The organism is Streptomyces calidiresistens (genome assembly GCF_014141525.1).
Lineage (GTDB): Bacteria > Actinomycetota > Actinomycetes > Streptomycetales > Streptomycetaceae > Streptomyces > Streptomyces calidiresistens.
On the sequence record NZ_VKHS01001344.1, the window covers coordinates 1 to 856 of the forward strand.

The window sequence follows — 856 nt, forward strand, 5'->3', positions numbered from 1 at the left end:
TCCCGCGACCGATCGGCCCCGACCCCACTCCCCCCGGGGCGGGCCGGATCGGGCCCGGCACACGGCCGTCCCGGGTTCTCCCCTCCGTTCCGGGGCGGCCGCCCCCGCACCGGGCACGCCCCGGCGCCGCCGTGCCGCGGCGTCACGGTCACCGATGTCCGATCGGCACCGTCCGGATCGCCGCCTCGTGCATCGCCAGTTCCAGCGGACGGGGATCCACCAGGCGCCCCGTCCCGTCGGGGGCCGAGAGCCACCGCACACCGGGACCGGTGCGCCGTGCCGGATGCGGGACCGGCACCCGTTCCCCCGCACCCGCGCAGCGCACCCCCGTCCCCAGCCAGCAGTCGGCCGTGCCGACCGGCACCAGGAAACCGACCCGCCCGGTCCCACCGTCCCCCAGCACCGGCCCCGGCACGCCCACGAGCCCGCGCAGCACCTCCAGCGTGGGAGGGCCGAGCCGGGGGGGCAGGACCAGCACGTCCCAGCGACGCCCGCAGGGCAGCGGCGCGGTGCGATCGGGGGCGCTCTCCAGGGCCCGCAGCCACACCGCGGGCTCCGGTGCCGCGCCGGCCAGCCATTCCAGCGCGTTCCGCTCCGTCGCGCTCCCGTTCATGGCCTCTCCTCCCGTGCCGGCGCCGTCCCTCGGCGCCGTTCCCACCAGGAAGGAGGGGAGGGCGAACGAATCATGACGCGGGTTCCACGGAAAATTCCGGATCGTCACGGGGCGCGGGACGGCCCGCCGGAAAGCCGTGTGCCGGATCGGACGGGATCTTTCTAGGATGAGTCGCCGAACCGGCGCCCCGCCGGACGCCGGTGAACCCCGAGGACCCCAAGGGAGAGCCCCGTGCCCCAGGTG

General features: G+C 76.9%; 1 protein-coding gene. It reads right to left on the minus strand.

The features are described 5' to 3' along the window. Positions 1-148: 148 nt before the first annotated feature. Complete coding sequence (locus FOE67_RS27225) at positions 149-613, minus strand: hypothetical protein (protein WP_182667477.1); 465 nt, start codon at positions 611-613, stop codon at positions 149-151. Positions 614-856: the final 243 nt, after the last annotated feature.

Excerpts from the sequence above, each read along its gene's own strand:
- FOE67_RS27225 (WP_182667477.1), bottom strand. The coding sequence starts at position 613 with ATGAACGGGAGCGCGACGGAGCGGAACGCGCTGGAATGGCTGGCCGGC.